The organism is Bradyrhizobium sp. TM239 (genome assembly GCF_036247985.1).
Lineage (GTDB): Bacteria > Pseudomonadota > Alphaproteobacteria > Rhizobiales > Xanthobacteraceae > Bradyrhizobium > Bradyrhizobium ottawaense.
Genome location: NZ_BTIR01000035.1, coordinates 1 through 24,833, shown reverse-complemented (window position 1 = coordinate 24,833; position 24,833 = coordinate 1). Strand labels below are relative to the sequence as shown.

Sequence of the window (24,833 nt, the reverse complement as noted above, 5' to 3'; positions counted from 1 at the left end):
AATTTGTTTAAGTTGCATTTAAGATTATAATAACGATAATAATTCGATAACATTTAATTGCAAGGATTAAATGCATCAACCTCCTCGATGGACGCGGAAATATCGGCCGGCAGGCATGCCGTAGGCCAGGGAGGATTAAATAGAGGCATCAACAAATGATCTCGGTCATTATTCCCCATCTCAATCAGGCCGACGCCCTGGAAGCCTGTCTGCGAAGCCTGGATGCGCAGACCCTGTCACGGGACTTGTTCGAGGTCATCGTGGTGGACAACGGCTCGGCCGTGTCGCCCATAGACGTCATTGCCGGCCATTCCGGCGCCAGGCTGGAGCACGAAGCGCATCCCGGCCCTGGTCCGGCGCGAAACGCAGGCGCGGCTTGCGCGAGAGGCGATATCCTCGCTTTTGTGGATGCCGACTGCCGGGCTCATCCGGACTGGCTGACCGCGATCCATGAGGCGTTCCAGCAGGTCGGGCCGGCGACGATCCTTGGCGGAGAGGTCCGCATCAGGCCTGCCGTCGAAGGGCGTTTCACCGCGATCGAAGCCTACGAAAGCGTTTTTGGCTTTCGCAATCGCTTGTACGTCACCAGGCACGGTTACTCCGTCACGGCAAATCTTGCGGTTCGCCGCGCCGACTTTGCGAAGATCGGACCTTTCCCGGGCATTCAGTTCGCGGAAGATATGCAATGGGGACAAATGGCCATCCGCGCCGGCCACGAATTCCGCTACGTTCCCGGGATGGTCGTGTTTCACCCTGCGCGACGCTCTCTTCGAGAGCTCTACGCGAAATGGGACCGCCAGATCGCGCACTACCGCAACACGGCGCAGGCGGCGCGCGGCTGGCAGCTGCGCTGGTTTGCCACGGCCCTGCTCGTCCTCGCATCACCGGCGGTCGGCGCCATCACTGTACTGACGAGCGGAAGCCTCCATGGGATAAGCGCCCGCCTCAAGGCGATTGCCGTGCTCTGCGCGGTTCGCAGCCATCGAACGACCAAGATGCTGGCCCTACTTCGGAGAGAGGGCACGGTTGTCTGGAATCGCTAGCCGAGCGCGCTGCCGTTGCTCCGCGGCTCGCTGCCGGCCGGGCACGCTGACTGTTCGAATGCGACGTGGTGACTGAGATCCTGCAAGTCGGTACGCCGACCGAATGACCACAAAATCCAACCCAGCTCGTAGCTGCGGCACTCGAGCCGAACTCCCACATCTTGGCTGTCGATCAGCTCTCCCCCGTTCTCGAGCCAGACGTTCTTGATCGCGCGCAATACCCGCGGCGCCTTGGTCGTCAGTTCACCCTTTCGGACCTGCGAACGGATCGTCAGGCTCAGTTCAGGCACGAGCATGGTCCGACCCAGCTGGTTGTGACCCAGCACCCAGTTGAATCCCCTGACCAAAGCATCCCGCGCTCCCCGTCGTCCAAAGCGCTCGGCCCATTCCAGCAGCGCGGGGGCCATTCCATACTGATGGACCGAATAGATCTCGTAGAAATCGAGGATGCGGCCGCTCATCGCGTCGAAGAACCACGGCCATTCGCCTTGTGGGCCTTGAAGCGCGATCAGATCGCGCACGCAAGTGTCGGCCATGACGAGCGCGGACGCATCGCCGGTGAATTCCCCGTACTGGTAGCAGGCGATGGAGAGATAGGTTTGCGTCGCAAATGATGCGAAACGGCGACGGAAACCGGACGGCGCGTCGAAGAACAATCCGGAATCGCCATGGAAACGCTCCTTCAGGAATCGGTAGAGCGGGTCGGCGAAGCATAGCCACTCCTTCTCGCCTTCCCTCGCCTGGGCGATGACACCCGTCAGCAGCATGCCAAGATCCTGCGCCCGAAAAGCCTGCCACCGCGACTGATCCGAGAGAACCGCTTTCAGCTCGCGCCTGACTGGCTCCGGAACGGGAAGGCGGAGCTCGGCGGCGGCCCACAGCGCCATGCCGAACGCATATTTGCGCACGGGGAGCGCGGTAAGCCTAATGGCATTTCGATAGAAGATCTCCGGGAGATCAATATCAGCTGGAAGTTTCGCGACCCGCGACATCCCAAGCAAGACGTTGAGAGTGTAGAACACGTCGCTATGCGGCAGCGACTCGTTCGGCGAAGCGGGCCGGTCGAGGTGATAAACATGCGACCAACGACGCTCCGCGGGCAACCAGCACCGTTCAAGCCCCCGCAACGCGTAGTTCACAAGGGGCGAGTTTGATAACGGCGCCTTCGCTCCAGCGGGCACTATGAATTTCACACCAGAATTCGGACTGATCATCATTTCCAGTACACCATTGTAAATTCGGCTCAGTACTCCCGGATGCTTTCATCCAAGCCGCGAAGCAGGGGATAGAGGAAATATGAAATCACCGTTCGCTGTCCGACCTTCATCTCGGCGGTGACTGCCATACCGGGCATCAACTGGGCGCGCTCGGACGGCAGCCGAAGGTGCGTGTCCCGCAGATCGATCAGTACGCGGTAATAGGGAGCTGATGACCGGCGCACACCTTCGGCCTTCACCTCTGGCGAGAATGAGTCCTGACTAATGACTCCGATCTCGCCAGTAGCGGTGCCGTACTTCTGAAATGGAAATGCATCGAACTTCACTCGGACGGCCTGCCCGACCGCCACCTGCCCGATATCCCTCCCCTCCACGTTGACCTCCGCCCGGAGCGTCTCGTCCCGAGGAACCAGCACAAACAAAGTCTCGGCCTCGCGGACCACCGAACCCACGGTCCGATTGGCAATGTCGAGTACCACCGCATCCGCCGGTGCATTCAGCACGATCAGTTGCCGGCGGAGCTCCGCCTTTTTGAGCTCTTCGGCAGTTCCATCGCGCTTTGGTAACGTCTCGACCAGTTCCTGATAGGCAGCGCGGCGAAACTCGGCGGCGAACACCTTCTGGTCCGCATGGGCCTTGTCCAGGCGATGCGTGTTGTCGACGATGCTGCCACGGACCCGCGCCAGGTTGCTTTCGACCTCCAGCCGCGCATCCCGTGATAGCAGGAAGTTCAGTCTTGAGCCGACCTCCTTGGCCATCAACGCATTTCGCATGGCTTCAATGGACTGCATCGTGTCCAGCCGCTGGGCCAGGACCAACTCCTCGTTCTGAGCCGTTTTTAGATTGGCCTCTGCGGACGCAATCTGCGCGTCATAGTTCTGGATCTGAAGGTCGTAAGCCGCCTTCCTCTGGAGGAATACCCTTCTCTGCAGAGCCTGGTCGGCGTTCGCCGTCTCATCGACGCCGTAGTCCGTGCCATCCAACTCGGCTCGAAGCCGGCCGATGGAGGCGTCGAGACCCGCCAGGCGGCCGCGCAGTTGGGCAAGATCGGCTTGAGAGAATGTCGGATCGAGGACCGCAAGCACGTCACCGCGATTAACGGCTTCGCCGGCCTTGACCCGAATTTCCCGAATGACCGACGTTTCCAGCGGCTGCACGACCAGGTTGGGACGCGTCGTGATCAACTTGCCCTGCGCAGTCACAATCATATCAACGCGAGACACGCATGCGAATGTGACCGCCGCAGCGATCAGGGCGACGACACAATAGAGCGTGATCCGTCCGACACGCGGTGGCATCAGCTGCTCGATCTCGGCTGCGTCTGACTGAAATTGCGCGACAATGCGAGGACCTGCGGGCGCGGACCTCAAGAGCCGGCGTCTCGTCCGTAAACCGGACGGAGGCCCGGATCCGCCCGGGACCGCTTCAGCCCTGGTCTTTTCAGCCGCACTCATGCGATCTGCCTCGTCTGCTGATTCCAGAGATGCCTGTAGAAGGTGCACTTCGAGAGCAGTGCATCGTGACGATCCACATCGACGATCCGTCCACGGTCGATCACCAAAATCTGGCTTGCGTCCGACAGCATCGAAAGCCGATGCGATACGATGATGACGGTCCGTCCCTCCGCGATCCGTCGCAGATTGCGACGAATGATCGCCTCGCTCTCGGAGTCCAGCGCGCTGGTGGCCTCATCGAGGATCAGAATACGCGGATTGACGATCAGGGCCCGCGCGATGGCCAGCCGCTGCTTTTGCCCGCCCGACAGGTTCGATGCCTGCTCCTCGAGCATCGTGTCGAACCCCCTCGGCAGCCGCTCAATGAACTCGTCGGCGCCCGCGAGCTGAGCCGCCCGGACCACCTCCTCGAATGGGGCGTCGCGCTTCACGCAGGCGATATTTTCGCGCACTGTGCCCCGGAACAGGAAATTGTCCTGGAGCACGATCCCGAGATTCCGCCGCAGATGGGCGAGATCGATCTCGCGCGAATCGTGACCGTCGATGCGCACCAATCCCTGCTGAACCGGATACATTCCCGCAATAAGGCGTGTCAGTGTCGTCTTGCCCGAACCGCTCCGGCCGACAATTCCGAAGATCGAGCCGGGAGCGATTGAGAACGACACGTCTTCCAGCGCCGGCGTTCCCTCGCCATAGCGAAACGTGACGTCTTCAAACTCGATCTGCCCGGCGAAGTCCGGCCGCAGGCCCTCGCGACGACCGTCTCGTTCCAGCTCCCTGTTCATAACCTCGCCCAGCATCTTAACGGCGAGCGCAACCTCTTGATATTCGTGCACCATGGTCACCATCTGCACCAGCGGCCCCGAAACGCGTCCCGCCAGCATGTTGAAGGCGACAAGTGCGCCGATCGTCATCTCGCCGCCGAAGACATCGAGCGCACCAAGTGCGACGATGCCGAGCGTCATCATCTTCTCGAGGAAACCGGTCAAGGCCTGAGCGCCCGCCGAGATTTTTTCGACGCCAAACCGCATCGAGACCGACTGCGCGCAACGATCGTCCCATGTCCTGCTCTGGCCGGGCTCCATGGCCAACGACTTCACGGTACGCATGCCGTGCACGGTCTCGACGAGGAGCGCCTGGCGCCCGGCTTCGGCCTGATAAAGCTGGTAGAGCCGCCGTCGGAACGGTCCCATCAAAATAGCGATCACGCTCGCGCTGATGGCGGTGAAGGCCAGCACGACGCACGTCAGCTTGATGCTGTATAGCGCCAGAACAGGCAGAAAGACGAAAAGCGAGAGCGCGTCCAAGGCGGTCAGGAACAGTCGGCCGGTCAGAAACTCACGGATTCGTCCGGCTTGCTGCATGTGCTTCACCAACACGCCAGCCGAGATGCGCTCGAAGAACGTTACCGGAAGTCCCAAAAGATGCCGAAACGTCCTGGTCGCGACCCGAATGTCGATCTTGTTCGTGGCATAGAGCAGCAGGTACCGCCGCAAGAAGCTGAAGACGGCGTCGAAGCAGAGCGCCAGGATCGCGCCAGCAGAAAGCACGTAGAGCGTCGTGAGACTCTCGTGGACAAGAACCTTGTCGATGACGAGCTGAAAGAAGATCGGAAGCGCCAGCCCGAGCGCATAGAGGAACACCGCAGCAATTGCGACGTCGGAAAAGAGCCGCCACTCCCGCAGCATTTCAGGTATGAACCAGCGCAGCCCAAAGGGCCTCTTGCCCTGCGATGGAGCGCTCTCGCGCTTGAACAGAACCACCTTTCCGGACCACATAGCGCAAAAGCGATCCGCATCGACCAGCAGGTGCTCTCCCCTCCGCTCCGCCAGAGGATCGAAGACCGTTACAGCGTCGCGTTCCGGCCCGGCGCCGACCACGAGGACCCAATTGAGGTTCGAGAGCTGGACGAGAGCCGGATAGGCTTCGCCGAGCTGGCATATCGCCTTCCAATCGAGCTGCGCCGTGCGGGCGCGAAGGCCCGCATCATGGGCCATGCGCAGCAAGAGATCGGTCGAGATGCCGGCCTCGTCGACGGCATAGGCGTGCCGCAGCCGGTCGGGAGGTAGATCGATGCCGTGATGGGCAGCGATCCTGGACAGGCATTCAAGGGCGGTTTGAGCAGCCCGACCCGGTTCGTCCTCCGACGAGGGCAGCTCCGGTTCGAACCTCTCGATTTCAACGGAAATTGGTTGAGACATTGGGAGATCGTGAATTGTCCGAAACTGACGAGGCAGGCTCGACTCGCGCGCTCGTCTGTGGCGCGACCATCGGCGCCCTGGGCCGAGAGCGCTGGACGACGCCGGCATCGACCAGACCCTGAAGCGCGTTCTGCATCACCTCCACAGAGTTCGCGAACGACTCCGCGGAAAAGATCAGCCTTTGCCGAAAGACTTTCTTGGGCGCGTTGTTGGCATCACGTTCCGTGGGTGACAGACTGACCAGGTCCACTCGCACGATCGACCCGCCAATTGTGACCTCGTCAATCCCGTCTGTATAGAGCTCTGTATGCATCAGCCTGCTTCCCTATTTCGGTTGAGATGGATGGCCTAGTCTGCTCGTGTCATTCGGGCGCATTGCTATGACGCAGAGGCAATGATGCAGATGAATGCCCTCGGAGCGATTGTGGGGAATTCGGGCCCCATTGTAGGAGGCGTCCGGACGCAACGGCTCCAGGATCTCAAGGCCCGCCTCGGCGTACATGCGGCGAATGGCTCCCTCCTCGTAGGCGATCGACGCTTCTGGCTGATCGTCGTCCTTCACGCGGAACTCACCGTGATCGAACTTCCAGCTACGCTCCACGCTGCCCTCCGTCTGGGTCAGTTCGAGGGTGCGCTTGTTATAGACCAGCCAAGTCGCCACCAGCCGGCCACCAGGCCTTAGGACCCGCGCGGCCTGCTCCAGATAATTGCAGGCTCCGCCGGGCAAGATGTGCGTGAAAATCGAGCCGGCGTAAGCGAAATCAAATCGACCATCGGGATAGGGAAATCGATATCGGTCCACCGATACCTGCTCGTTCGGGCTCCACCGCGTTGCGACCCTCGCAAGCTGGAACTGGAAGTTGGGCCGCCGGGCACTGATCTTGCTCTGGCACCAGTCAATCAGCTCTTCCTTGATGTCGAAGCCGTCATAGCTTCCCCTCCCGTTCAGATATGTGGTGAGGGGGATGGCCAGACGGCCGACGCCACACGCGATGTCAAGAACACGATGCGACGGCCGCAGACCGGCCATCTCGACGAAGAACTCCAACTGATCCCGTCCGGTATCGTGAAAATCAAACCATGTCGGCGAAATCCACGCCCGCAGACGCCGCGGCGGTAGCCCCGCCACTGCATATGAGAACCGGTCGCATGCGGCGCGAAGCACGCTCCGCACCGGCTGCGGCGTGACACGTCTCGCCAGCGCGAACGGCGATGCGATAGTCCTAGATAGGCTCGACATGAACTCCCCTTTCTTGTCTAGGCAGCGAGCTGCGGCCTGAAGAGAACGTCGACCGCATAGCTGGTCGCCCCGAAGCTGTTGGTCGGAAACAGGCTGCCGGATCCGTACGCGTACACGCCGTTGCCCCCGCTCGATGAGGATGACGGAGCCGTCAGTGGTCCGTTCGTCACCGCATTGGCAAACAGGTTTGGATCGTCCGAATAGTTGCCCGCAGTGTGGTAGGAGGCGATGTAAGTCGTCCCTGCCGTGATCGTGACTGGCGTCGCGAAGTTGACCTGTTGCCAGCCGCTCGCGGTCTCATTGGTGAAGGTGGCGGTGGCCAGCAGGGTCCCTGTGCTGCTCCAGAGATCGGCGACGTGCTGGCCCGTATTGGACGGCCCTTTGTAGAAGCGCAGGCCGACAATGTCGCCCGATGTTGACGCCTGGAACTTCATGCCAAGCTCCACCGAATTCGGATCATTCACCGTCACCACGCCAGGCGTGGGATTGGAGCTGAAAAGGCTTACGGTGGTTGCTGACGGCGCATGAACAGTTACGCTCACACCGGCGGTTGCCGAACCGCCCCGACCGTCGGAAATGGCGTAGTTGAACGATGCCGGCCCGGTATATCCGTTGGCGGGAGTGAACGTCACCGTGTTGTCCTGGGCACTGAAACCGACGGTGCCGTTGACGGCACCGCTGACGCCCGTGATTGACAGGGCATCCCCGTTCGGATCGGTATCGTTTGCGAGAAGCGCCGCCCCGGAAATGCTGAGCGGTACGTTTTGGGTGGCATTGAAGCCGCTGTCGTTGCTGGCGATCGGCGGCTGGTTCGTGCCGCCACCCGAATTGCTGAACAAGACATCGACCCAATAATTTGTCGCGCTGAATGTGCTGGTCGGAAACAAATTGCCCGTTCCATAGGTGTAGACACCATTGTTGCTCGCGGAAGCCGTGAGTGGGCCGTTCGTGCGCGCGGCGGTAAAGTAGTTGGGCGTATCGGCGTAGTGGCCGTTGCTGTGGAAACTCGCGACGTAGGTGGTTCCCGCCGCGATCGCTACCGGACTATTGAATGTGAGGGTTTGCCAACCGCTGCTGCTCTCGTTGGAGAAGGTCGCGCTCGCGAGGAGCGTTCCCGTGCTACTCCACAGTGAGCCGGTATGAGTGCCGGCGTCGTTCGCACTCTTGTAGTACTTGATCCCGGTAATCGTGCCGGCCGCGGAGGACGTAAACCGCACGCCAAGATTGACCTGAGATGTGTCTGACGTCGACAGCATCGACGGCGTATCGGAAGCGGAGAACAAGCTGACCGTCGACGAGGCTGCACCCACCGCGATATTGAACGTCTCGCTGGCCGTGAGGCCGCCGAGGTCGGTCGCAACGGCCTTCACGCCGAGCGTGCCGACATCGGCCGACGTCGGCGTGCCACTGAAAGTCCGGGTCGAAGCGCTGAAGGCCAACCAGGCGGGAAGTGCCGAGCCGTCGGCCGCAGTTGCCGTATAGGTGAGTGAATCCCCGGAATCGACGTCGGTGAACGTGCCGGCCGGCAGCGTCAGCGAGAAGGCCGAACCAGCCGTTGCAGTCTGGTTACCGGTTTGGCTCGCCAGGACCGGCGCATCATTGGCGCCATGAATGGTGATTGTGAGCGTGGTCGAGGATGTCGCACCGGCGGCATCACGCATCGTATAATTGAAGGCGTCTGTCAGCACGTTGGACGCAAGCCGCAGGGCCTGCACTGCAGCATCCGTCTCATTGACCGTATAGGTGAAGGCGCCTGACGCGTTGAGCACGAGGCTTCCGTGCGCGCCGTTCAGCGCCGAGCCGAGCGCACCGGAGGTCGAACCGAAGCTGACCGCAGTCACAGTCTCGGTATCGCCGGCGTCTGGATCGGTGTCGTTGGTCAGCACGTTTCCCGCGGCAGAGGAACCGCCGGTGCCGTTGTTGACACCACCCTTCTCGGTGGCGTCGCCCGTGTCGGCGACCGCCGTCGGCGGCGTGTTCGGAGTCGTCGTCACGGTGATATTGAATATCTCGCTTGCAGCAAGGCTGCCGAGATCGGTCGCGGTTGCCTTCACGCCGAGCGTGCCGACGTCGGCCGACGATGGCGTACCGCTGAAGGTTCGGGTTGATGCGTTAAAGGTCAGCCAGGCGGGAAGTGCCGAGCCGTTGGCCGCTGTCGCGGCGTAAGTGAGGGAATCGCCGGAATCGACGTCGGTGAAGGTGCCTACCGGTAGCGTGAGCGAGAAGGCCGAACCAACCGTTGCAGTCTGGTTGCCGGTTTGGGTCGCCAGGACCGGCGCATCATTGGCACCATGAATGGTGATTGTGAGCGTAGTCGAGGATGTCGCACCGGCGGCATCACGCATCGTGTAATTGAAGACGTCCGTCAGCGTGTTGGTCACAAGCCGCAGGGCCTGGACGGCAGAATCCGTCTCATTGACCGTATAGGTGAAGGCGCCTGAAGCGTCGAGCACGAGGCCGCCATGCGCGCCGTTCAGCGCCGATCCGAGCGTGCCCGACGTCGCGCCGAAGCTGACCGCAGTCACGGTCTTGGTGTCGCCGGTGTTCGAATCGGTGTCGTTGGTCAGCACGTTTCCTGCGGCAGACGAACCGCCGGTGCCGTTGTTGACACCGCCCTTCTCGGTGGCGTCGCCCGTGTCGGCGACCGCCGTCGGCGGCGTGTTGGTACTCGCGGATCCGTTGAAAACGACGTCGACAAAGTAGTTTGTTGCCTTGAAGACGCTGGTCGGGAATACGGCTCCGGTTCCGTAGCCATACACGCCATTTCCCGTGGCGGGGGCGCTCAGCTGGCCATTCGAGATCGACGTGGTGAAATAGTTCTGAGTGTCCGAATAATTGCCGTTGGTGTGGTAGGAAGCGACATAGGTCGTGCCCGCGGTAATGGCTATCGGGCTCGAGAAACTGACCTGCTGCCAACCGCTGGCGGTCTCACTCGCGAAGGTCGCGGTGCCGAGCAGCGTTCCCGTCGAACTCCAGAGATGCGCGACGTGGGTACCTGTGTTCAGCGAGCCCTTGTAGAAGCGCAGGCCCGTTATGGTCCCGTTGACCGACGCGCTGAACTTGAGACCCACCTCGACCGAGCTCGTGTCGCCCGAATTGCCGACGCTCGGCGCGTCGTTGGTGCCGAACAGGCTCTGCGCGGATAGCGGATAGCTGACATTGAGGAAGACCTGGCCCGTTCCGGTGGCGCCCGCGGAATCCGTGATCGTGTACGCAAACTGTGCCGCTCCCGCGTAGCTTGCGGCAGGATTAAATGTCACCGTCTGGGTCTGGACATTGTAGCTTACGGTGCCGTTAGCCGGATTACTCACGCCACTGATCGAAAAGGACAGGCCGGCCGGATCCGTATCATTGGCGAGCAGCGCCGATGCCGGGATGTTCAGCACTCCGTTCTGCGTGACCGTGAACCCGCTGTCATTGTTGGCCTGCGGCAGCTGGCTCGTATCCCTGAAGACGACATCGACCCAGTAATTGTCACCATCTGCAATCGAAATATTGGAGGGGAAAAGCGGCCCGGTGCCGTACGCGTAGACGCCGTTCAGGCCGCTCCCCGTTGCTGTCAATGAGCCGTTGGTATGACCTGGGTTGTCGAAATAGAAATCGGTCGTGGAATAGTGACCGGTGTTGGTGTGATACGAGGCGACGTAGGTCACCCCCGCTTGTATGTGGACGGGCGTGGTGAAATTGACCTGTTGCCAGCCGCTGCCGGTTTCGTTGGTGAATGTTGCGCTTGCGAGTAGCGTCCCGTTCGCCGTCCAGAGATCGCCGAGATGCGTTCCCGTGTTCTGGGTGCTCTTATAGAACCGGATGCCTGTGATATCGCCGGCGATGGCGGCAACGAACTTGACTCCCAGCTCCACGGCGGCATTGTCCAGCGTATTAACGACCGCGGGCGTGTCCGTGGGACTGAAGATCGTCAGGTTCGAAGAGGGCGTCACCGTGTAGGCAACGCCCGCGCCCGGGACTTCGAGGTTCAAACTATCGTCGACGGCCCTGCTCCGGACCTTCACTTGCCCCGGCGCGCCCGCAGCGAACGTATAGGTCCAAGTGACATTCGATGCTCCGACGGTGCTGCTGGCCGGATGCCAAGTGGTGCCGCCGTCGGACGACACTTCAACACCACCGATCACCCCGCCGGCGTCGCTTGCCGTTCCGGTCACGGTGATCGACCGCCCCTCCACGACGCTCGTGGCTGAGAGATTCGTGATCGTGGAAGTCGGGGTTGTGTGATCGGTCGATTGGCTCGCAATCACCAGACTGGCCTGCAGCGTCGCGGGCTGCACGCCCATATCAGCGAACAGATTGACCATGGCCTGCTGGACGTTCCGATCGCTCGGCGTCTGCGGGGCGAGGTTGTACTGGTCATGATCCGATGAAAGACCCCAGGACCAGAACACGGTGCCAGCGCCAAAGACAAGCGCGCCGCTCACGGGGTCTCGAAACTCCACCAGATTGTGAGTGGCTGTACCGTTGCCGGTCGTGTTGCCGTAATCGAGCAAGTATTTTGTGGTTTGCAGAGTGGTCGAGGAGACATCTACCAGACCGGCGGGGCGGAAGCCGTTGTCCGGTGACGCATCCCACTCATAGCCGAGCAGGTTCGGCGTCAGGGACGCAGTCTGGCCTTGGGCCGTTCCCGCAATCGGCGCGTTGCGCCAAAGCCTCAACTGCGTCATCCCGTATGGGATCTTGATCGTGCCGTAGGAATCCCCGTCCACCTGGAAGACCGTTCCAGTCAGCGCATTGGATGGAATGCCCGACATGCCTCCGGTCGAGGCAAAGCGTGCGTCCATGAATGTTCCGGTCGCTGTGCCTGTCGGGTCGATCAATTGGTTGGCATGGGTATCCTTGTACGTGATCAAAGTCCGGTTAGCCGTATGGCTGGGATCAATGCTGGTTGCCAGTCTCGTCTGCCAATACACCTCGTTGCCGCTCAGGAACGTCAGATTGACACCGGCGTGGCCGGCAGCCTGGACGTTGGCAAACTGGCTGTCGGTCCAATATTCGTCGTGACCTACATCCATATAGATCTGATGATTGAGCAACAGCGATCCATTGGTGGCCGCATCGATGCCCGAGATGTAGGAAACGTCGTATCCGTTCTGCTCCAGCCAGTAGATCGCCGGATACTCCGCCGAGAATACCATGTCGTTGGAGGAACTCTCGAGTCCGCCGTCGCGCGTCGTGATCGGACGATTGTAGCTGACGGCGTAAGCAGAGCCGTTCACGCCGGGCCCGTTGCCGGTGTAGAGATTGGCGCCGCCCCAGGGGTTGTAGGCCTGCCAGGTCTGATCGGCCGTCTGAAACACGATTGCGCTCTGCGACGCATCATTGCGGACCACAAATGGAATTTGAAACACTTGCGTTCCGTCGATGACGTTGGCGATGTACACGCCAGAAACCGCGTCCGTCGGCACGCTCCACGAGTCCGTCACACTCCAATTTCCGGCGTCGACGAGGCCCGTCGACGCGTCCTTCAAGGGAGCCGGCTGCACCACGGAGGTCGCAGCCTGATGCTGCAGGCTCGTAACCAGCCTCGCGCCGTTGCCGCCATAATAGCCAAGCCGATAGATATCGACGTGATAGTTGGGCGCGCCGGTCTGGTTGTTGATCTTGAATTGAACGGTCCCGCCGACATTGGTACTTATCGCCGTGGTGAACCCTTGGATTTTCGTCGAATCTTCACCGGGGCTGATCTGCCAAATGCTCTTCGATGTGCCTTGCTTCTGATTCTCAAGCACGATCGGGTTCGTTGTCACCGGATCCGCAATGATGGTGCCGCCCAGCCCATCGCTTGCAAAGGTCCAATTTGGATCGTTCCCGGAAAACAGCAGGGTGACATTGCCGGCCCCGTTGCTAAAATCGACCGTGCTGATGTTTGAGCTGGGGTCGTATTGAACCGACGCTGACATCGTCGCCGTGAAGGGGAAATCCCTGAGATCAATCAGGTTGCCAACAGAAAGCGGTCGATCCGGCGACGAACTTCCGATCAGGCCGTGGAATTGGGCAGAGTGATCGAGAATCAGGGTGCCAACCTCCGTCTCGAACGAGACGGTTATTCCGTAAAACGAACCGTTCACGAGTTGCCCGGAGACCGAGCCTCCGATCTCGAGCGCCGATCTGTCGGAAATCGCGAAGGCGCCCGACCCGCGGACGTCACCTTTAAAGTCCGCTGCGGCAACCCCATCGCCGCCGGGCGATCCGAGCTTGATGCTGCCGTTGTTTATGGCGTCACCTTCCACGACGAACGACAATTTTTCTCCGAGCGCGATCGTCACACCCGCATCAACGATCAAACTGCCCACATCGACATTGGCCTTTATGGTGACAACATAGTATCCAGGCGCGTCGATGAAGGCGCCGGACGCGGCGTTCGGAATGCCCGCACTCCAGTTCGCGGCGACATTCCAATAGCCGCCGCTCGAACTTATCCAATGTGTCGTACCGGCATGCGAACGTGAAGGCGCGACCACAGCTCGCAGATCGGAGCCGGAAACGAGTCGCGCGCCGAGACCGTCCGGGCGCGTAAGGGGGCTGGTCGTCCTCCACAGCCAAGCAGCGTCCCTGCTCCAGGTCGGATTCCAGAGGGGCGCACCCAGCAAGACCGCATCCATCTGACCGAAATCTACCTCTTCCGGGAGCAGAGGCCTTGCCGCTCGATAGAACACGCTCGCCTTTTGATTTAACATGGCCAGCCCTCGAGGTTCGCAAGAGAAAGCATTTAATTTAAAAGAGCTGCACCGGTCAATTAATTAAATTAGAAATATGTAATTTAAATCAGCCATCGATTGCAGCGCCGGCGCGCGCCCCGGGCAACCGCAGGATTTCATTGAGATACCTGCCGTATCCGCTCTTCTCCAGCGGCTGAATCAGTCCGAGAAGCTGATCTTCATCGATGAATCCCTGCCGAAAGGCGACCTCCTCGAGACAAGCCACCTTCATGCCCTGTCGCTTTTCAAGCGTCTGCACGAAGGTTCCAGCATCGAGAAGCGACTCGACCGTGCCCGTATCCAACCATGCAAATCCCCGTCCCATGCGCTCGACATGGAGAGCGCCGGCCGCGAGATAGCGCATTTGCAGATCGGTGATCTCGAGCTCCCCCCGGGGCGACGGCTCGACGCGGCGGGCATATCGCACGACCCGGTTGTCGAAGAAATAGAGACCGGTGATGGCCCAGTTCGATGTCGGCTTTCTCGGTTTCTCCTCGATTCGTAGCGGGCGGCCCGTGTCATCGAACGTAACGACGCCGTATCGTTCGGGATCGCGCACGTGATACGCGAACACGGTTGCACCTTCTTCGCGGGCAGCGGCCCTTGCGAGTAGTTCGCGCAAGCCGCCGCCGAAGAAGATATTGTCTCCGAGCACCATTGCGACGCGATCGGTTCCGATGAAATCGGCACCTACGATGAACGCTTCCGCCAGGCCGCCGGGACGAGGCTGTTCCGCATAGCTGAGCCGAATCCCCCACTGGCTTCCGTTTCCGAGCAATCGCTCAAACTGAGACCGATCGGCCGGGGTCGTGATCACAAGGATCTGGCGGATTCCTGCCAGCATCAGCGTCGACAGCGGATAGTAGATCATCGGCTTGTCATAGATGGGCAGCAACTGCTTGCTGACCACACGCGTGATCGGATACAGCCGCGTTCCGCTGCCGCCAGCCAGGACGATTCCCTTCAGCATCGGTGTCTCCTTTTCCGACAAGTTGGTCGAGACAGATTTCGAGAGAGTGGCGCCAGGCCGGCAATCGAATTCCAAACACGCGCTCCGCTTTGGATGAGTCCAGGCGGGAATTTAGGGGCCTGGGCGCAGCGCAGGGATACTGCTCGGTCGTGATCGCCTCCAGCGCCGGCGGCCGCACTCCACGACGGGATAAACCATCGAAGATTGCCTCGGCAAAGCCGTGCCAGCTCGTTGTTCCCTGGCCGGACACATGAAAGATGCCCGCCGCGATGCGGCGATCATCGGTGATCGACCGCTCTGCGATCTTCAGGAGCGCTGCGGCCAGCTCCGCCGCTGACGTCGGGCTTCCGTATTGGTCGCAGACGACCCTTACGATTGGACGCGTCTCGGCCAGCCGCAGCATCGTCCGAACGAAGTTGCTGCCTGTTGCGCTGTAGATCCAAGACGACCTGACGACGGTCGCGAGAGGATGCGTCGCCAAAACCGCCGCCTCTCCGGCCAACTTTGATGCACCATATGTGTTCAACGGCGCCGGCACGTCGGCTTCGTCGTAAGCCTCGCGTTTGGCACCGTCAAAGACATAATCCGTCGACAAATGCACAAATGGAATATTTCTCTGCCATGCGACATCCGCTAACGCAGCCGCACCGTCGCGGTTGATACTGAAGGCTTTACCGACTTCAGACTCCGCGCGATCCACAGCCGTATAAGCCGCTGCATTAATGATCATGCAGGGGGCGATCGCGGCGACCGTCCTGTCGATCCCGTCCCGGACTTCCAGGTCGAGCTCCTCACGTCCGAGGGCTACCGCAGATAGGCCGCGAAGAGCAGCGAGATCACGAAGGCAACTACCCAATTGGCCATCTCGACCAGCAATCAGAATCGGTCCTTCGATCATGGTAACCTCAGTGTCGGGTGGCTGGGAGACCAAGGCGCGCGCCGTCGTAGACCATATTGCGAGCCCGCGCCCACCAGGTGCCGCTGGCCAGATACCATTCCACCGTGTCGGCGAGCCCTTGCTCGAAGCTTCGGGTCGGCTGCCATCCCAGCTCGCTGCGAGCCTTGGACGCATCGATTGCGTAACGTGCGTCGTGTCCCGGACGGTCCGGCACAAACGAGATCAATGACCGCCTGGCTGCCGGCCCTGGACGCAACCGATCAAGCACGTCACAAATCTGGGTGACTACCTCCAGGTTTGAGCGCTCGCTATCGCCGCCGAAATTGTACTTCTCTCCGGTCCTGCCCTGGAATAGCAGCCTGATCAGGCCTGCGGCGTGATCGTCGACATGAAGCCAATCGCGCACATTGCTGCCATCGCCATAGACAGGCAACGGTTTGTGCTCAATCGCGTTGAGAACCGTCAGCGGAATGAGTTTTTCCGGGAATTGGAATGGTCCGTAATTGTTCGAACAGTTAGATACGATTACCGGCAAACCATAGGTCTTATACCAGGCGAGCGCGAGGTGGTCCGAGGCGGCCTTGCTCGCCGAATAGGGTGAACTCGGCCGATAAGGGGTATCTTCCCGGAAGCAGTCGACCGGCCCCAATGAACCGTAGACCTCGTCCGTCGACACGTGAATGAACCTGAACTGTCTTCGCCTCTGGCCTGAGAGCCCGTCGTAATATCGTCTGGCAGATTCCAGCAGAGTATAGGTGCCGACGATGTTGGTGCTAACGAACGCTGCCGACCCTGTAATCGACCGATCGACATGGCTCTCCGCTGCCAAGTGGATGACTGCGCTTGGTTCCCACTTGTAAAACAGACGAGTGACCGCCTCCTGATCGCAGATGTCGTACTGCTCAAATCGATAGCGGCTGGTACCTTCGATGGATGTCAGCGAGGCCAAATTGGCCGCATAGGTCAACTTGTCGACATTGACGACCGAGGCACCGGCCTCCAATACCAACTGTCGACAAACCGCAGACCCGATAAATCCAGCTCCTCCGGTCACCAGGACACACATGCCACGTCCTCTATTCAAACACTGAAGCGAGCCGGTCGAACGGGGGAAGCGCTCGATCCTTCGGTGAAAGCTGGGCCGCCGAGGCCCTCACCGGCCACTCGATGGCCAATTCGGGATCCGCCCAATAGATACCGGCGTCGTGGTCCGGAGAGTAGACCTCGTCGACCTTGTAAAAGACCGTGGTTTGAGGCTGGAGCGTGCAGAACCCGTGAGCGAACCCCTTCGGGACGAGCAACTGCTCGTCGCTCTCGCTATCCAGTTTGACCGCAACGTGCCGGCCGAATGTCGGCGATCGCCGCCGAAGGTCGACCACCACATCAAGGATCGCTCCCCTCAACACGCGAACCAGCTTGGTCTGCGCGAAGGGAGGCTGCTGGAAGTGCAATCCGCGAACCGTCCCGACGCGCTCCGAGCAGGATTGGTTGTCCTGGATGAAATCGTGAGAAATTCCTCTTTCGGCAAAAGCAGAACGACGAAACGTCTCGCAAAAATAGCCGCGCATATCGGAAAAGCGCTTCGATCGGACCAGCTTGACATCCGGGATCGCCAAACTTCGCACTTCCAGCATGACCGCACGCTCCGATAAGCGGCGCTATCGCCCGGACGGTCGGCCTGATCTCCCCAATATCGTCTCAGCCGAGCAGCGCAGCCGACCAAGTCCGCCTCGCTCCGCTCGCGACAAATATGGGGGTTTAATCGGACGCCGATCCCTCATCTAGTTAATTGCCTGGCAATTAATGCCTGAGCTAGATTTAATTGGCAATACAAAATTTATCAGATATATTATTTTAAATGCGGCCGCTGGTCCGAATATCGCCTGCGGCCTCGTGCTCCCGCACGACTGTCGACAGCCGAGAGAATTGTCCGATGCTTCAGACCAATACGCTCCAGAACGATGGGGCACGTCTGCCCTCCGCCATGCCAATGCAGTCGGATCGCCAAGGCGCCGCGGGCATCGGCGAGCTCATTAAATTGGCGCTCGTCTTTATAAGGCGGCAGTACCTCGTCATCATTTTCACCACCGTCCTGGCAGGTGCCGCCAGCCTCGTATACCTCCGACTGGTCTCGCCAGCCTATACGGCGCAGGTTCAGCTCCTGTTCGAGAACCCGAGGACACAATTCCTTCAGAAGCAATCGTTTCTCTCAGAACCGATCGTCGATGTCACTCAGATCGAAACGCAGCTGCAGATCATCAAGTCGCAGGCAACCGCTGCCGCCGTGATCAAGCAGTTGAAATTGGGCGATCATCCGGATTTCAAAGAGTCCCGGCCGCTGCAGTCCTGGCTACTGAGCTGGCTTCGACGATGGCGATCGAATCCGTCGGACGCTGCGAAATCTGCCGCGCCAGAGCAGCTCTCAGAAGCGGCCATTGCGAGCTTCCTGGATCGCCTATCTGCAGGTCGAGTTGGCTATAGTCACGTTATTGAAGTCAACTTCACCTCGAGCGATCCAGCGCTCGCGGCGGAAATCGCGAACGCAATTGCCAAAGCCTACATCAACGATCAGCTCGACGCGAAATTCGAAGCCAGCCGCACTGCAACAAGTTGGCTGCGGGAACGGCTGCGAAACCTCGGTGAGGAGGCGTTGACCGCCGAACGTGCGGTTGAGGCTTACAAATCTCAGAACAACATCGTTTCGCCCGGTGGAAAGCCGATCGACGAGCAGCAGATCACGGAACTCAACACTCGGCTGGCTACCGCCCGCGCGCAGAGTTCGGAGGCCGCGGCCAAGCTGTCCCGCTACGAAACTCTCCTCGGCACCGACCCGGCAAAACCTTCGATCAGCAATCTGGATGCCATCGGCTCCGACGCGATGAACAGTCCAATCATTACGTCGCTACGCCAGCAATATCTCGAACTCGCCAGGCGTGAGGCCGAGCTATCGGCACGCGTCGGGCGCGACCATCTGGCGGTCGTCAACGTCCGAAACAGGCTCCGCGAATTTCGGGTCTCCATTCTGGACGAGGTTAAGAGGCTATCCGAGATCAGCCGCAGCGAAGCCGAACTCGCAAAGCAGCGCCAGCAGGAGATTGAAAAACGTCTGTCCGTGGCCATTGCGCAGTCACGCCTCACGAACTCGGCAGAGCTGACGATAAGAGATTTGGAAAGTAGAGCGAAAAGCCTGCGGGCGCTCTACGACACCTTCCTTCAGCAGTACATGGGCTCGACGCAGCAGGAGACCTTCCCTATTTCGGAAACCCGGGTCATCTTCCCTGCGTCCGCCGCTCAGACAAAGAGCAAACCGAAGACGAAGGTCGTGCTGAGTTTCGGTCTTCTGGGTGGCCTCGCGCTGGGACTACTGCTCGGCTTCGTGAGAGACGTAATGGACCGCGTATTCCGTACGTCTTCCCAACTCGAGGCTGCGCTGGAACTGCCGTGCCTGTCTCTCGTACCGATCCTGAGCTTGCCCAAGCAGCAGAGGCCGTCGGCCCGGCTTCAACAGACGCAGGAAGACTCGAGCCAGCGAATTCTTTCGACCGCTCCGGACATTCATCGCGCCGTCGTAGGCATGCCTCTCTCTCGGTACACGGAGGCCATCCGTGCGATTAAGATTGCGATCGATCACAGCCCGGCGAAGACCCCGAACCAGGTGATTGGCGTGACTTCGGCTCTCCCAAATGAGGGCAAGACCACGATTGCTGCTTCCGTGGCGCAACTCATCGGACACAGCGGGAAGAAGGTCATCATAGTGGACTGCGATCTCCGGAATCCGTCGCTCTCGGCCCGTGTCGTCCCGAAGGCAGTAGATGGCATTATTGAGGTCATGAACGGTGATCGCCCACTCGAGGAGGTGGTATGGCGGGATCCGAGGACAAATCTCACCGTTCTTCCGGCCGTTCAACGCGGGCCCGTACTCCACTCGAGCGAACTTCTGTCCGACGGATCGATATGCAAGCTATTTGATCGCCTGCGACAAAGTTATGACTATGTCATTGTAGATCTTCCGCCGCTGAGTCCGCTTGTCGACGTACGGGTCACGGCCCCTCTGATCGATTGTTACGTTCTCGTCGTCGAGTGGGGACGCACCAAGATCGAGGTCGTGCAGCATGCACTGCACACCGCCCCGACGATCTCGGACTCGCTGATCGGCGCAGTCCTGAACAAGACGGACATCAAGGCAATGGCGCGATATGACACCCAGCGAAGCGACTATTACGACGACAGTCACTATGTTCGTTATGGTCTTTCGAACTCTTGAGCGGCCTGCCGCCGTGCACCATCACGATTTGCGCGTTGGACGGTCTGCCGATCGGAGCATCCGGAGGAACGCCAAGCCAGAGAGGTGACGTAGTATGCTCGTCAGGTTCCTGATGCTGGCACTCGTTGTGTCCGTCGCGGCAGCTTTTGCAATGCCCGATATCCCGCAGCAACGAGCTCTATCCTCTGCTCTTCTCGCGACCGCAGTGCTGGCGGCCGCAGTCTTCGCCTCATCCTCCGCAATCGCGGGTCTGGTACGACGGTCGGGACTCGTTCTCGTCCTCATTCTCGCTGTACCGGCGATCTACATGGCCTTCCAACTCGCTCCAGTTCCTATCCACGGGCTCGGCAATCCGATTTGGGAAACCGCATCGGCCGCATTGAATGCTCCCCTCGCCGAACGGATCACGGTGGACATCCGTGCAACTGTGCAGGCAGTCTTGCACTACAATGCTGCCGTCGCCCTCGCGCTCGTCACGGCCGTCGTCGCGCTGGACAGGCAGCGTGCGTGGCAACTCCTCTCCATTCTGGTCTCTATCGCGACGACCGTCAGCGCGTACCTGCTGTTGCGGCAGGCGATCGGATCGGACGGTTTCTCGCGCGGCGATACTCCTGTCCTCGTCGTGACCGGCGCTGTCCCTGCCGTGCTGGGGCTGGTGCTGTCCGCAGCGATGATGGTTCGTGCGTTCGAGGACCGCCGTCGTGTCAAGCAACGCTCATTTCGAGTGGCAACGACCCTGTGGTTCGCACTCCTCGCAATGCTTCTCTGTCTGTCGGCAACCCTCGCCAGCGGAGACGGGATTGGAACTGCCACGGCGGCATTGCTCGGAGTGGGAATAGTGCTCGCCGCGTTCGCGATCCAGAACTGGTTCTCTGGAGTCTGGGGTATCGCGAGCGTCCTGGCCACGGCTGCAGTGTTGCTTCTGGCGGCCTTCACCCTCATGCCAATGAGGCCGAATGCCGATCTGACAGTCGCCCTGTCCGAGCACCCCTCGGGCGCGACTGAGCGGATGTTGCAGGATGCCGGCCATGCCGGCTCCGGCGCGGGAACCTACGCGGCATTGCTACCAATCCATCGCGATATTGCCGCGCCGTTGTCACGAGAGCGCCCGACGGCTGCCGCGGCCATCGCAATCGAGATGGGCCGCCCCTTTCTGTACAGCGTGTTGATCGTTGCGGTGCTTGGCGCCGGGGCTCTGCTAAGATGCTCCCTGCGGCGAAGGCATGACTACGTCTACGCGGCCATTGGCGCCGGCGCTGCGGCTTCGTTGGTTGTGCTGGCCTTGGTCGAGGACGGCATTCTCGAGTTCGGTGCATCGCTGTTGGCCGCCGCGCTGTTCGGACTTGCGGTCGCCCAGAGCCAGCGTGATATGGGCGCTGCGACCGAGCAACCGCATTCAACGCGGCCCGTCAGTGGACTGGATAGTCCGGGCCGGGCATGCGCGCGAATACGCTCATATGGGATTGGCAATGCATCAATGCGTATCGGATTGGGCTGCATTGCAGTCGCGCTGATTGCGCAAACGGTCTGGCTGCTCACTCAGCCGTCGTATCCTGGCCGTCTTCCGGTCGAAGCGCTCGCCGCCAATGATGCCTCGCGCCAAGCACCTCCGAGGGTGCTACCGCCGAACTCATTGCGCGGTGATGGCGATTTGCGGTCTGGGAGACCCGGTCACGCCCCACAGCCCGCGGCCAATGGAGCAGCCGCCTCAAGACCGGAGCTCGGATTCCAAGCTGCCGCGCCGACTGTACTGGCACAGGCACTGCGGTCCTCGCCATTACGAGGAGATCTTTGGCTCATGCTTGCGGCACTGTCGAGGGAACAAAGATCGCTCGAATACGACGTCGCGGCCCTGCTGAAACTCTCGTACTACACAGCTCCAAACGATTTGACCCTGCTTCCGCTACGACTGACTGCCGCTCTCGGCGAGGCCTCGGTCGTCAGCGATCCTGAATTGCGTGAACTGGTGCAGCGCGACGTCAAGATTGCCTTTGCTAGACAGCCCGCTCTTCGACCCGCTCTGATTGCTGCCTACCAATCGGCGTCGGCTGAGGGGAAGGCCCTTGTGGACAATCTGATCTCGGAATCGGACTCAGCAACTCTTCAAGGCACGCGAAAGGAAGTCCCGATTCCCTGGCCTAAGACGGATCTCCTTTTGCCGAACCGGACCTCGGATCGAGGGACAGCGCGGTAGGTTCCAAACCTGTTCCGCTTCTGGGCAGTCCTGCGCCAGATCCGCAAGAGCGGCATTTGGTATCATTTAAATTAAGATATTTCTGCTTGATATATTCAATATTAATAATAAATTAAATACGAATTCCGAGTGCCCCGCCATGAACTTCGTGAACCGGCACCTCCCCGATCGAAACGATACGGCTCGTGTTAGTCTCGAGCCGTCGGTGTCCCCCAGGCATAAATGGCCCCTCCGTTATGACTGGATCGAACATGTTGCACTCTGTGCCGATATCGCGACGATCTTGTTGGCCAGCGCCGTCTCCACATTACTGTATCGGCTCCAAAACGGGCAAGCTGAGGGAGACCCTGGCAACGCATTTGGCTTGGCGCTGGTCAGCGCAGCTTGCGTTGCTTCCGTGCTGAAGGCTCAAGGTCTGTATCGCCCGATTGAGCTTCTCGTCCTCAAAAATCAGGTTCGGGCCGTCTGCGCGACGTGGGCGTCATTGCTGCTCTTGATTTGGGCCGCCGACGGCTTTGCAATTCGTCCGGGCGCATCTCAGCAAGCAAGCCCGCTCTTCGCCATCCTTGGCCTAGGGTTGCTGGTAGCCAAGCGATGGGCTGTCAAGTCGCTGCTGATAAGAGGTCTGAGCGAAAGAAGATTTGCCAGCACGAATATCGTTCTAATCACGGACCAGCCGCTTTCGAAGAACGCCGGCCTGCCGGAAACCTTGGCCATGCATGGGTATTGCGTCAAGGGACGGTTCAGCCTGCCGCCGGTTGGGTTCGGTCCCGCCGGACGCAAGCGGCTGACGTCTCGCGTAATCGAGCACATTCGCGACGCGCGGCTCGATCAGGTGGTGGTCGAAGCCAGCCCGGAGCGATGGCCCGAGCTTCGGGCACTTGTTGCCGAGTTGCGGGTCTTGCCGTTTCCGGTCATATTCGTGCCGGTCGGTACAACAGCCGAATTGCTTCGACATCCCACGCGCAGCCTTGGAAGTGCCGTTTGCGTGGAATTGCAGCGCGGTCCCCTTACCCCGTTCGAGTGCGCGACCAAGCGAATCATTGATATCCTTGGCGCGGGGCTCGCCTTGGCGATCTCCGCACCGCTGCTTGCGCTTGCCGCGATCGCAATCAAGCTGGATTCTGCCGGCCCCGTGTTCTTCCGACAAAAACGCTGTGGTTTTAATGGTCGGACATTCTTGATCCGCAAATTTCGGACCATGCACGTGCTCGAGGACGGCAGCGTGATAGTTCAGGCCACCCCCGTCGACCAACGCATCACCCGCGTGGGCAAATGGCTGCGTCGAACTAGTTTCGATGAACTGCCGCAACTGCTGAATGTGCTCGAGGGCAGCATGTCGCTGGTGGGTCCGCGCCCCCACGCCTTGGCCCACGACGGGCAGTTTGACAAGCTCGTGCGAAACTACGCGTTTCGCCGCAGGGTCAGGCCAGGACTGACCGGATGGGCCCAGATCCACGGCTGCCGCGGCGCAACCCCCACAGCGTCCATGATCGAAGCACGTGTACAGTACGATCTCTGGTACATCGACAATTGGAGTCTTCGGCTGGATCTCGCAATCCTGCTGCAAACTCCGATGGAGGTCTTGCGGGGCCGCAACGCCTACTAGGCTCGATCTCCACTCAAAGCGCCAAGCTGCGCCAGCCTGCTGGCGCAGCGACGCTTCACGCCCGCTGCCGAAGCTTCGGAGCCGCTGCGCCTATGCGAAACTCCTCGATCCGACGGCCGGATTTCATGGCAGCAACCAGCCACCGCGGCCGCTTGCCACGTCCTGACCAGGTTTCAGAAGTCTGGGGGTTGCGATATTTCGGCAGCACACGCGGATATTTGCGCCTCTGCTTGCCGGTCGGGGAGACGCCTGACCCGCCTGTATCGGCTAACACGGCCATCCCCCCGCCGAGAACCGCCAGGCGTTTCTCCAGTTCCTGCTTCTCCGCCTTAATCCGGTCCGACAAAATGCCGCTAATTTCCTCATGAAGCGACCATAGGTCGTCGAGAGACATCGCTTCTAGTTCGAGCTTCTTGGTCGACATGCTAGCATCCTGTAGTTGCGCCCATTTAATATTGTCCCGGCCGGCTAATCAAGAACCAAGTGGTCAGCTTAAACAGAAATATATGGAACCGAACGGTAAGTTCGCGCTCCACATAACTGCGCCGCCGGTTCTAATCAAGACAAAAAAATGAACTATCCGCTCAATTAATAACGGCCAAAGTAACATCACGCGCCTTACGTGCACCGCGGCCTCGACTCTCCAGTGAATAATGGCGCGTCAAGCCGGCGGTGGGATCAATCTGCCACGCCGCACTTTCGACAAATATGATCGGCACGCGAGGCCGCGTTGCTTCGTTCTTGCCGAGATACGACCATCAACCCGCGGCAACCCGGAGCTCCATGATTGCGATATCCTCGGCGCGAACCGTCGCAGCTGGATCCGTGGCTTCAAACCTGGATATCGGTCAATCCAGCCGCGGGAGCGGTGAGCCGGCCGATCGCCGCCTGAAGGTGCTCCAGAGGGCAATCGATAACATCCGACGCTCCTCCCGGGTATCCATTAAAATCGGCAAAAATAATCCTCGCAATAAATATTAAATAATATATTATTTATTTATTGTCACACCAATTTGAAAGACCAGCCTTGGACCTA

General features: G+C 60.1%; 15 protein-coding genes. 4 read left to right on the top strand and 11 right to left on the bottom strand.

Annotation, left to right across the window (positions count from 1 at the left end):
* The first annotated feature begins 155 nt into the window (after positions 1–155).
* Complete coding sequence (locus AABA84_RS34640; RefSeq protein WP_212252394.1) at positions 156–1,043, top strand: glycosyltransferase; 888 nt, start codon at positions 156–158, stop codon at positions 1,041–1,043.
* On the opposite strand, the gene AABA84_RS34635 is transcribed toward AABA84_RS34640, so the two are convergent.
* The 10 genes from AABA84_RS34635 to rfbC form a co-directional block, all read right to left on the bottom strand.
* A complete protein-coding gene (locus AABA84_RS34635; protein ID WP_246550946.1) occupies positions 1,040–2,260 on the bottom strand; it encodes a hypothetical protein in 1,221 nt (406 codons plus the stop codon). The genes AABA84_RS34640 and AABA84_RS34635 overlap by 4 nt on opposite strands.
* A 26-nt stretch (positions 2,261–2,286) precedes the next feature.
* Positions 2,287–3,714, bottom strand: coding sequence for an HlyD family type I secretion periplasmic adaptor subunit (locus tag AABA84_RS34630; protein ID WP_433960990.1), 1,428 nt, complete (start codon positions 3,712–3,714; stop codon positions 2,287–2,289).
* Positions 3,711–5,915 carry a peptidase domain-containing ABC transporter gene (locus AABA84_RS34625; protein WP_212252396.1) on the bottom strand — a complete coding sequence of 735 codons (2,205 nt, stop codon included), beginning with the start codon at positions 5,913–5,915 and terminating at the stop codon, positions 3,711–3,713. Before AABA84_RS34625 ends, AABA84_RS34630 begins: the two co-directional genes overlap by 4 nt.
* Complete coding sequence (locus AABA84_RS34620; RefSeq protein WP_246550949.1) at positions 5,893–6,228, bottom strand: hypothetical protein; 336 nt, start codon at positions 6,226–6,228, stop codon at positions 5,893–5,895. The genes AABA84_RS34625 and AABA84_RS34620 overlap by 23 nt, the downstream gene beginning before the upstream one ends.
* 12 nt (positions 6,229–6,240) lie before the next feature.
* Positions 6,241–7,155, bottom strand: a complete 915-nt coding sequence (locus tag AABA84_RS34615; RefSeq protein ID WP_212252398.1) for a class I SAM-dependent methyltransferase — start codon at positions 7,153–7,155, stop codon at positions 6,241–6,243.
* 17 nt (positions 7,156–7,172) lie between these two features.
* The gene (locus AABA84_RS34610) at positions 7,173–13,841 is read right to left on the bottom strand and encodes a DUF4082 domain-containing protein (RefSeq protein WP_246550951.1); all 6,669 of its coding nucleotides are present in this window, start codon (positions 13,839–13,841) and stop codon (positions 7,173–7,175) included.
* 88 nt (positions 13,842–13,929) lie between these two features.
* A complete protein-coding gene (gene rfbA / locus AABA84_RS34605; RefSeq protein ID WP_212252399.1) occupies positions 13,930–14,832 on the bottom strand; it encodes a glucose-1-phosphate thymidylyltransferase RfbA in 903 nt (300 codons plus the stop codon).
* Entirely contained in the window at positions 14,741–15,730 is a 990-nt protein-coding gene (gene rfbD, locus AABA84_RS34600; RefSeq protein WP_212252401.1) for a dTDP-4-dehydrorhamnose reductase, read from the bottom strand. Before rfbD ends, rfbA begins: the two co-directional genes overlap by 92 nt.
* 7 nt (positions 15,731–15,737) lie before the next feature.
* Positions 15,738–16,796 (bottom strand): dTDP-glucose 4,6-dehydratase, encoded by a 1,059-nt coding sequence (rfbB, locus tag AABA84_RS34595; RefSeq protein WP_338314341.1) that lies wholly within the window; start codon positions 16,794–16,796, stop codon positions 15,738–15,740.
* 10 nt (positions 16,797–16,806) lie between these two features.
* The gene (gene rfbC / locus AABA84_RS34590; protein WP_212252405.1) at positions 16,807–17,364 is read right to left on the bottom strand and encodes a dTDP-4-dehydrorhamnose 3,5-epimerase; all 558 of its coding nucleotides are present in this window, start codon (positions 17,362–17,364) and stop codon (positions 16,807–16,809) included.
* Positions 17,365–17,663: 299 nt separating this feature from the next.
* On the opposite strand from rfbC, the gene AABA84_RS34585 reads away from it, so the two are divergent.
* The 3 genes from AABA84_RS34585 (at position 17,664) to AABA84_RS34575 (ending at position 23,797) form a co-directional block, all read left to right on the top strand.
* Positions 17,664–19,994, top strand: a complete 2,331-nt coding sequence (locus tag AABA84_RS34585) for an AAA family ATPase (RefSeq protein WP_212252407.1) — start codon at positions 17,664–17,666, stop codon at positions 19,992–19,994.
* Positions 19,995–20,088: 94 nt separating this feature from the next.
* On the top strand, positions 20,089–22,188 hold the full coding sequence (locus AABA84_RS34580) for a hypothetical protein (RefSeq protein WP_338314340.1): 2,100 nt from the start codon (positions 20,089–20,091) through the stop codon (positions 22,186–22,188).
* A gap of 139 nt (positions 22,189–22,327) precedes the next feature.
* A complete protein-coding gene (locus AABA84_RS34575; RefSeq protein WP_212252411.1) occupies positions 22,328–23,797 on the top strand; it encodes an exopolysaccharide biosynthesis polyprenyl glycosylphosphotransferase in 1,470 nt (489 codons plus the stop codon).
* Between the two features lie 55 nt (positions 23,798–23,852).
* On the opposite strand, the gene AABA84_RS34570 is transcribed toward AABA84_RS34575, so the two are convergent.
* A complete protein-coding gene (locus tag AABA84_RS34570; RefSeq protein ID WP_212252413.1) occupies positions 23,853–24,221 on the bottom strand; it encodes an H-NS histone family protein in 369 nt (122 codons plus the stop codon).
* Between the last annotated feature and the right edge of the window lie 612 nt (positions 24,222–24,833).

What these genes read in the sequence shown, in the direction of transcription:
- AABA84_RS34615 (WP_212252398.1), bottom strand. Translation starts at nt 7,155, where the DNA reads ATGTCGAGCCTATCTAGGACTATCGCATCGCCGTTCGCGCTGGCGAGA.
- AABA84_RS34570 (WP_212252413.1), bottom strand. Translation starts at nt 24,221, where the DNA reads ATGTCGACCAAGAAGCTCGAACTAGAAGCGATGTCTCTCGACGACCTA.
- rfbB (WP_338314341.1), bottom strand. Translation starts at nt 16,796, where the DNA reads ATGTGTGTCCTGGTGACCGGAGGAGCTGGATTTATCGGGTCTGCGGTT.
- AABA84_RS34580 (WP_338314340.1), top strand. Translation starts at nt 20,089, where the DNA reads ATGCTCGTCAGGTTCCTGATGCTGGCACTCGTTGTGTCCGTCGCGGCA.
- AABA84_RS34635 (WP_246550946.1), bottom strand. Translation starts at nt 2,260, where the DNA reads ATGATGATCAGTCCGAATTCTGGTGTGAAATTCATAGTGCCCGCTGGA.
- AABA84_RS34630 (WP_433960990.1), bottom strand. Translation starts at nt 3,714, where the DNA reads ATGAGTGCGGCTGAAAAGACCAGGGCTGAAGCGGTCCCGGGCGGATCC.
- AABA84_RS34640 (WP_212252394.1), top strand. Translation starts at nt 156, where the DNA reads ATGATCTCGGTCATTATTCCCCATCTCAATCAGGCCGACGCCCTGGAA.
- rfbA (WP_212252399.1), bottom strand. Translation starts at nt 14,832, where the DNA reads ATGCTGAAGGGAATCGTCCTGGCTGGCGGCAGCGGAACGCGGCTGTAT.
- AABA84_RS34620 (WP_246550949.1), bottom strand. Translation starts at nt 6,228, where the DNA reads ATGCATACAGAGCTCTATACAGACGGGATTGACGAGGTCACAATTGGC.
- AABA84_RS34610 (WP_246550951.1), bottom strand. Translation starts at nt 13,841, where the DNA reads ATGTTAAATCAAAAGGCGAGCGTGTTCTATCGAGCGGCAAGGCCTCTG.
- AABA84_RS34575 (WP_212252411.1), top strand. Translation starts at nt 22,328, where the DNA reads ATGAACTTCGTGAACCGGCACCTCCCCGATCGAAACGATACGGCTCGT.
- rfbC (WP_212252405.1), bottom strand. Translation starts at nt 17,364, where the DNA reads ATGCTGGAAGTGCGAAGTTTGGCGATCCCGGATGTCAAGCTGGTCCGA.
- AABA84_RS34585 (WP_212252407.1), top strand. Translation starts at nt 17,664, where the DNA reads ATGCTTCAGACCAATACGCTCCAGAACGATGGGGCACGTCTGCCCTCC.
- rfbD (WP_212252401.1), bottom strand. Translation starts at nt 15,730, where the DNA reads ATGATCGAAGGACCGATTCTGATTGCTGGTCGAGATGGCCAATTGGGT.
- AABA84_RS34625 (WP_212252396.1), bottom strand. Translation starts at nt 5,915, where the DNA reads ATGTCTCAACCAATTTCCGTTGAAATCGAGAGGTTCGAACCGGAGCTG.